This is a genomic window from Peribacillus sp. Aquil_B1 (genome assembly GCF_022603275.1).
Classification (GTDB): Bacteria; Bacillota; Bacilli; order Bacillales; family DSM-1321; genus Peribacillus.
The window spans coordinates 1-276 of record NZ_JAKXEE010000022.1; the positions used below are offsets into that span (position 1 = coordinate 1).

A 276-nucleotide genomic window follows, 5' to 3' on the forward strand; every position below is an offset into this window, starting at 1 on the left:
CGTAAACCGTCTTTCCATCTTCTCTCATGCGAGAAAAGAACGTATCCGGTATTAGCTCCGGTTTCCCGAAGTTATCCCAGTCTTATAGGCAGGTTGCCCACGTGTTACTCACCCGTCCGCCGCTAATTTCAGGGAGCAAGCTCCCTGAAATTCGCTCGACTTGCATGTATTAGGCACGCCGCCAGCGTTCGTCCTGAGCCAGGATCAAACTCTCCGAAGAAATGTTTGACTTGCTCATTTGCTTTTTGATAGTGTGTGCTCACTTAAAATTTAACG

At 48.2% G+C, this 276-nt stretch carries 1 rRNA gene; it reads right to left on the reverse strand.

From position 1 onward, the window contains the following. Positions 1-220 (reverse strand): 16S ribosomal RNA (locus MPH60_RS27570); the annotation flags it as partial. Positions 221-276 lie beyond the last annotated feature (56 nt).